Origin of the sequence: Gordonia hirsuta DSM 44140 = NBRC 16056, from assembly GCF_000333015.1 — a bacterium.
Lineage (GTDB): Bacteria > Actinomycetota > Actinomycetes > Mycobacteriales > Mycobacteriaceae > Gordonia > Gordonia hirsuta.
Genome location: NZ_BANT01000009.1, coordinates 1 through 6,336, shown reverse-complemented (window position 1 = coordinate 6,336; position 6,336 = coordinate 1). Strand labels below are relative to the sequence as shown.

Below are 6,336 nucleotides of genomic sequence, written 5' to 3'. Positions count from 1 at the left end.
TCGTTCGGCGACTCAGAAGCGCTCGACGATCTTCGCGTAGATCGTCCGCAGCTCTTTGAGGGGCTCGGTCTGCAGATCCGTGGCCGCGAAGGCGTTGTCGAACAGCTCGCCCATCTCCTTGAAGCAAGTAACACCCAGATGCTGGAAAAACTCGGGCCCCAGCTTCTGGGCACCTTCGGTGTAGTTCTTCGCCGTTTCGACCGCGGTGGCTGCGGCAACCGAGGGCAGCTCCACCCGGGAGCCGTCGTCGAGGCCGAGGTTGATCCGGAAGGCGATGAGGTCCACGAACAGGTGACTCTGGCTCTCCGGTCCGACCGTGATCACCATCCGGTCGGTCTGCTGCGGCGCGACGGTGAACTCGGCGGGAGCGGTGACGGGACCGAGCTTCAGCTGGTAGTCCGGCCCGATCGGCAGGCGTACCGAATACGACGCCGTGATCCGTCCGGGTCCGGCGCCAGCGGCGTGGCACTGTCGGATCCGGTCGCCCTGGAGGAGGTCGACGTTGATCGACGTCACCCGCACCGGCTGGTCTCCGGTGTTCTTCAGAGTGACGTCGATAGGCACCGCACCGACCTCTTGGCTCTGGGGAGGGCCGGCGCCGGGGCCGCCCCGTTCGCCGGTCAATTCGATCACCGGGCCCAGAGTGGCTGCGGCGAGCTGAACGCGGCCCGTGGGCCCCGCTCCTGGCCGCGACCAGGCGAAGAGTGCGACGATCACGGCCAGCGCCGTTACGACGGTGGTGACCGATGCCCAGACGCGGTGCCGGAGAATTCCGGTGAGGGTGCCGGTGCGTCTGCCGGTCGGCGCCGTCCGGGCGTACGGCGGAACCGTCGCGGCAGGCGGTGCTGTGGTCTCGGGTATCCACAGCTGCCAGCCGGCGGGCACCGGACCCCAGCTTGGGTCGGGCCGCCAGCCGGGCGGCGGGGTCCAACCCGGACTGGGCGGTGGGGGCCAGTTGGGCGGTGGATTGAAGCGCATTGTCCGACCATAACCGCCGGATTCGGTCAGCTCAGGCCGACGGCTAGCCCGGTGGCGATCGCCCAGACGAGCATGGCCAGCCCGGTGGTCGCCAGCGTCGGGATCAGGGCGCGGCCCTTGGCCCCGGAGGCGACCGGCCGGACGGCCAGCACCGCCAGCGGCAGGGCCAGCAGACCGAAGAATCCCCACCAGTCGTGGAACGCGCCGAGCCACAGGGTGATCAGCATCGGGATCGATACGAGGATGACGAACAGGGTGCGTGTCTGCTGATCGCCGAGGCGAACGGCCAGAGTCAGCTTGCCGGACTCGGTATCGGTCGGGATGTCGCGCAGGTTGTTGGCCACCAGTACCGCGCTGGAAAAACTGCCGATCGCGACCGCGCACACCAGGCCGATCGCGTCGACCTTCCCGGCCACCACGAATTGGGTTCCCAGGACTGCCACCAGTCCGAAGAACACGAATACGGCCACCTCGCCGAACCCGGCGTAACCGTAGGGCCGGCTTCCGCCGGTGTAATACCAGGCGCCCAGGAGGCAGAGGGCCCCGATCACCAGAAGCCACCAGGCGGTGGTCACCGACAACACGACACCGGCCACCCCGGCGATGCCCAGGCAGGTCAACGCCGCGGCCTTGACTGCAGCCGGACTGGCCGCACCGGAGCCGACCAGGCGCAGCGGGCCGACGCGGTCGTCGTCGGTGCCGCGGATGCCGTCGGAGTAGTCGTTGGCGAAGTTCACCCCGATGATCAGCGCGAGTGCCACCAGCAGGGCCAGTGCTGCCTTCCACCAGTTGACCTCGCCGACGTGCGCCGCGGCACCCGTACCGACGACGACGGGAGCGATCGCATTGGGAAGGGTGCGCGGGCGTGCGCCCTCGATCCACTGACTCACAGTTGCCACGCTTGTCATCCTTGCACCCGCGATATCGCGCGCCGAGTATGGCCCTAATTCTGGTGACAGTCGTTCGGTGGAATCTGTTCGGTTCCCCCTTTCGCCCGACGCCGATGCAGGCCCCGACGTGGTTTTCTGAAGGGCGTGCCCGGACCTGTCGACGGCCGTTCTGTGTCGACGTCTGCCCTGTCCGGACCTCATCGAAGGACCCACTTGTGACTTCCCGGTCGACTACTGTCCGTACCCGTCTGGCTGCGACTGCTCTTGCGTGCGGCCTCTGCGTTGGGGCGGTCGCCCCGTACGCGATGGCCGCGACGCCGGTTCCGTCGGCCGCTCGTAACGCGACCGCTTCGCTTCCGGTCACCTGGGCCGACGGTGTGGCCGCGACCGATACGCGTGACGACCTCCTAGGTCAGCTCATCGCCGACAATGGTCTGGACGCGATCGTGATCGTTACCCCCGGCACCGGTGACACCGGCCTGCATCCACGGGTCGACCGCCTCGTGGGGAGTCGCGAGGCCGGGTACGTTCAATACCCCGAATCGTTCTGGCCAATCATCGGCGGCAAATCCGACGCGGCGCTGGGCCTGCCGTTCCTGGCGCCGACCTACAAGGCCTCGCGCACCGTCGCTGAGACCGGCAACCTTGATGTCATGCGGGCGCTCAACGGCAAAGGGCCCTACAACGGAGAAGAGCCCTACAACGGCGTCGTCGTCTACACCGGGTACTCGCAGGGTGCCGAGGCTCTCGGTAACGCCGCAGAGGAGGTCGGTGAAGGAGTCCTCGGTACCAATAGCCTGATCCTGCTGGTCTCCGATCCCCGCAGCCCCTGGGGCATCAAGAGTTTCGGCAAGAACCTGCCGCTGAGCGATCTGTGGGTGACCCCGCTGCTCGGTCTGATCGGCATCGACAACAACGGCGCCCGTGATCCGGAGGATTCCGGCAGCGTTCAGGTGGTCTCGGTGATCGTGCAGGGCGACCCGGTCGCCGACTGGCAGTGGAACTGGCTGCGCCCGGGATCGTCGTTGCTGGTCAATGCGGCCGGCTTCCTGGCCATCCACTCCCCGGGCGACGGCCCCTACGGCCACCTCGACGGTTCGGAGAGTGAGAACGAACACACGCTGGTCACCGGTGGTCCGACCATGCTGTCGTCCGTTGACGGTCAGACCACCTACGCCGTCTACGACACCTACCACCCGCTCGCACTGCTGAACGCGATGATCTACGACGCCCTCGGAATCAAGTACCGCGCAACCGATCTGGAGCGCTGGGACAGACAGGCCGAGCTCTTCTATCCGATGACCGACATCGCCGATAAACAATCGGCTAGCCCGTTCCCGGTTGAGGGCGGTACCGGCAAACTCACCCCGATCGCCCCGAATGTCTCTCCCGACGGCTCCGCCGCGGACACATCCGGCACCCCGCCGTCGGCGTTCTCACTCGTCACCGATCAGACGTCCACGGACAAGGACCGCACTGTCCGGAATCATCGCCGCCTCGACACCGAGGGGCAGTGGGCCGAACCGAAGCGGCAATGGAGCGGTAATGCTCCCCGCCATGCGCAGCCGGAGCGGAGTGAATCGACTCAGGTGCCTTCGGACGTCACCCAGGAAGACCTCTCCAACACCGAGAGCCCGGCGGATCCGCCGGCAGGTGAGGGCTCCGGCCCGGCTACCGGGCTCGGCACCGGCGAGACGACCACCACCGAGACGACCACCACCGAGACGCCGGTGCTCCAGACCGAACTGAGTCCGGCGAGCTGAGCGCGGCACTGTTGATCCAGGCCGTTCGGCCGCTCTCTAGTTAGGTAATGGTAAGAGGCGGACAGACCGGACACGACCGTATGGTGGGCGCATGGATGTAGTACTCCGCCACATAGTCCTCGTCATTCACCTCATCGGTTTCGCCATGACCCTGGGCGCGCTGCTGGATGCGGCGATGCGCCGCCGGTACGAGTTCAACATGACCATGAACTTGGGCATCGTCGTCTCGCTGATCACCGGAGTCGTCCTGTCGGCGCCCTTCGGCGAATTCGATCCCAACTACGCCAAGATCGGCACCAAACTGGTGCTGCTGGTGCTGCTGGGTGGTGTCCTCGGTATGGGCAGCGCGAAGACCCGCAAGGGCGGCGATCCGGTGCCCGTGCCGGTCTTCTGGTCGGCCGTGGCACTGTCGGTGGCTGCCGCCGGCGTCGCGGTCCTCTGGACCTGACCCGGCTGCATCGCACGAACAGAAGGGGCTCCGCCGATCGGCGGAGCCCCTTCTGCACGTCGTACCGGTCAGGTCAGCGGCGAACCGTCGTACAGGATGTCGAAGAACTGCGCGGCCATCAGCTGCTCCTTGGCGCGCTCCTTACCGGCTGCCTTGCGATAGGCCAGCACGTGCCGCAGGCTCAGCGCCGAGTAGATCAGCGGCATGTGATCCTTGCGCTGGTCGTAGACGCCCTTGGCGCCCTTGGCCGCGGCGAAGTCGCTCTTGGCCCGGCGCGGATGCATCAGCGCGTCCCGCAGGACGGCGGCCTTGATCATCTTCTTGCGGCCACCCGGCACCACGACCAGCCCGTCCGGGTTGAACAGCGCGGTGTCCAGCTCTTCGGCCGTGGCCACGGTGCAGCCGGCGGTCGGGCGCGGGTTGCACTCGACCATGTAGTGCGTGCCGTCCTCGGTGGCCAGGTAGTCCATGCTGATCTGGCCGGTCCAGTTCAGTTCCTTGGCGATCTTCTGCACCGCAGCCAGCGACTCGGGCGAGTCGACCGACTCGAAGACGATGCCGCCGCGGTCGTCGATGGCCAGCGGGTGGCGATAGCACGAGTGCAGCACCACTTCGCCCTCGTGCACGACGCTCCAGCTGCAGCGGTCCTCGCCGACGAGGAACTCCTGCACCAGCCAGGGATCGCTCTCGGTGGGTTTGATGTCCTCGACCTTGGTCTCCCCGGCGAGCGGACCGTAGTTGGTGATCACGTCCAGTCCGCCGCGGCCGAACGTGGCGCGAGCGAACCAATGCTCCCACTTCTGCGTGGCAGCCACGAACTCCTCGGGGGTGGTGCAGATGATGGTCTCGGCCACCGGCAGGCCCACGCGCTGGCACAGGTCGATGAAGGTGGACTTGTCGTTCACCTCGAGCAGTGCGTCCAGGCTGGGCCAGAAGAGCTTCGCCTCAGGGTGTGCCGATTCGATGCGCTCCCGATTGGCCGCGAGGTAGAACACCTCCTCGAACATCGGCAGCACCCAGTCGATCTGCTCGGCGCCGATCGCGTCGATCACATCGGTGACGAACTGGTCGGGCTCCTGGGTCGGGGGCGCGGTCAGAATGCGCTTATCGACACCCTTCGAGTGCAGGCCGGGAGATTCCCGGAACGAGTCGGTGGCGGCGACATAGCGGCCCATCTCCTCGCCGAGTTTGTGGATCTCGTCGACGGCGAACGGCATGCGTGCGCTGGTTATCAGCAGGCGGGGATTGTCGGCAGACATGGGTACAACCTAGCAGCCTCGGAGCGCGATCCCGGAGTCTTGGCGCAGCTGATCGTGCCGGTGATTCGCTCAATTTGTGCCGTCGGTGAAACGGCTGGTCAGCGCCCGGCGGTCGAGCTTCCCCGGCCCCCGGACCGGGAGCTGATCGACGACGAGCAGGTGCCGGGGGGCGGCGTAGCGACTCAGCTGTTCGGTGACCGCTTTCTGCAGTATGTCCAGATGGACCACGGCGCCGGTCGCCGGAACCACCGCCACCGCCACCGCCTGACCCAGCCGCTCGTCCGGCACTCCGAACACCGCGCACGCCTCGATGCCGTCGAGGTGCTCCAGGACCGACTCGACCACCTGCGGGACCACGGTCAGTCCGCCGCACGAGATGGCTTCGTCGGCGCGTCCCACAATGCGCAGCACGCCGCCGTCGATCGCGCCCAGATCATCGGTGCCGAACCAGCCGGGCACCGCGAACGCGGGATGCTCGGGCAGGTCGCGATAGCCCAGCGCTGTGGTGTCCCCGCCCAGTTCCACGCGGCCCACACCGTCGGAGCCCGGGTTCATGATCCGCATCCGGGTCCCCGGCAGCGCGCGCCCGTCGTACACGCAGCCGCCGGCGGTCTCACTCATCCCGTAGGTCGTGACGATGCGCAGTCCGGCCGCCCGGGCCTGCTCGGCCAGCGCCGGCGGGGTCGCCGCCCCGCCGACCAGAATCGCATCGAGCGCCGCCAGTGCCTCGCAGGCCCGGGGATCGGCCAGCGCCTTGCGTAACTGCAACGGCACCAGCGAGGTGTACCGGCGTCTACCGGGCATCGCGGCCACCGCTGCCGGCAGTACCGCCGGATCGAATCCGGTCGAGACGTCGACGACGACGGGATCGTGCCCGGCTGCCAGGGACCGGAGCAGCACCTGCAGTCCGGCGATGTGGTGCGGGGGCAGGGTCAGCAGCCAGCTGCCCGGTCCGCCCAGTACCTCGGCGGTGCCGGCCGCCGAGGCCGCCAGCGCCG

At 67.7% G+C, this 6,336-nt stretch carries 6 protein-coding genes; 2 read left to right on the top strand and 4 right to left on the bottom strand.

Annotation, left to right across the window (positions count from 1 at the left end; genetic code table 11):
* Positions 1-12: 12 nt before the first annotated feature.
* Positions 13-885: a hypothetical protein gene (locus GOHSU_RS17160; protein WP_024332497.1), complete on the bottom strand. Its 873-nt coding sequence runs from the start codon at positions 883-885 to the stop codon at positions 13-15.
* Positions 886-1,004: 119 nt separating this feature from the next.
* On the bottom strand, positions 1,005-1,877 hold the full coding sequence (locus GOHSU_RS03915; RefSeq protein WP_005937107.1) for a 1,4-dihydroxy-2-naphthoate polyprenyltransferase: 873 nt from the start codon (positions 1,875-1,877) through the stop codon (positions 1,005-1,007).
* 296 nt (positions 1,878-2,173) lie between these two features.
* On the opposite strand from GOHSU_RS03915, the gene GOHSU_RS03910 reads away from it, so the two are divergent.
* Complete coding sequence (locus GOHSU_RS03910) at positions 2,174-3,631, top strand: alpha/beta hydrolase family protein (protein WP_005937105.1); 1,458 nt, start codon at positions 2,174-2,176, stop codon at positions 3,629-3,631.
* 91 nt (positions 3,632-3,722) lie between these two features.
* Positions 3,723-4,079: a hypothetical protein gene (locus tag GOHSU_RS03905; protein ID WP_024332496.1), complete on the top strand. Its 357-nt coding sequence runs from the start codon at positions 3,723-3,725 to the stop codon at positions 4,077-4,079.
* A gap of 68 nt (positions 4,080-4,147) precedes the next feature.
* Here the strand turns inward: GOHSU_RS03905 and GOHSU_RS03900 are convergent, their stop codons facing one another.
* Together GOHSU_RS03900 and menE are read right to left on the bottom strand one after the other, a co-directional pair.
* Positions 4,148-5,338: an ATP-grasp domain-containing protein gene (locus GOHSU_RS03900; RefSeq protein WP_005937099.1), complete on the bottom strand. Its 1,191-nt coding sequence runs from the start codon at positions 5,336-5,338 to the stop codon at positions 4,148-4,150.
* A gap of 69 nt (positions 5,339-5,407) precedes the next feature.
* Positions 5,408-6,336 (bottom strand): o-succinylbenzoate--CoA ligase (menE, locus tag GOHSU_RS03895; RefSeq protein WP_005937096.1); only part of this gene is annotated, 929 nt, incomplete at its 5' end.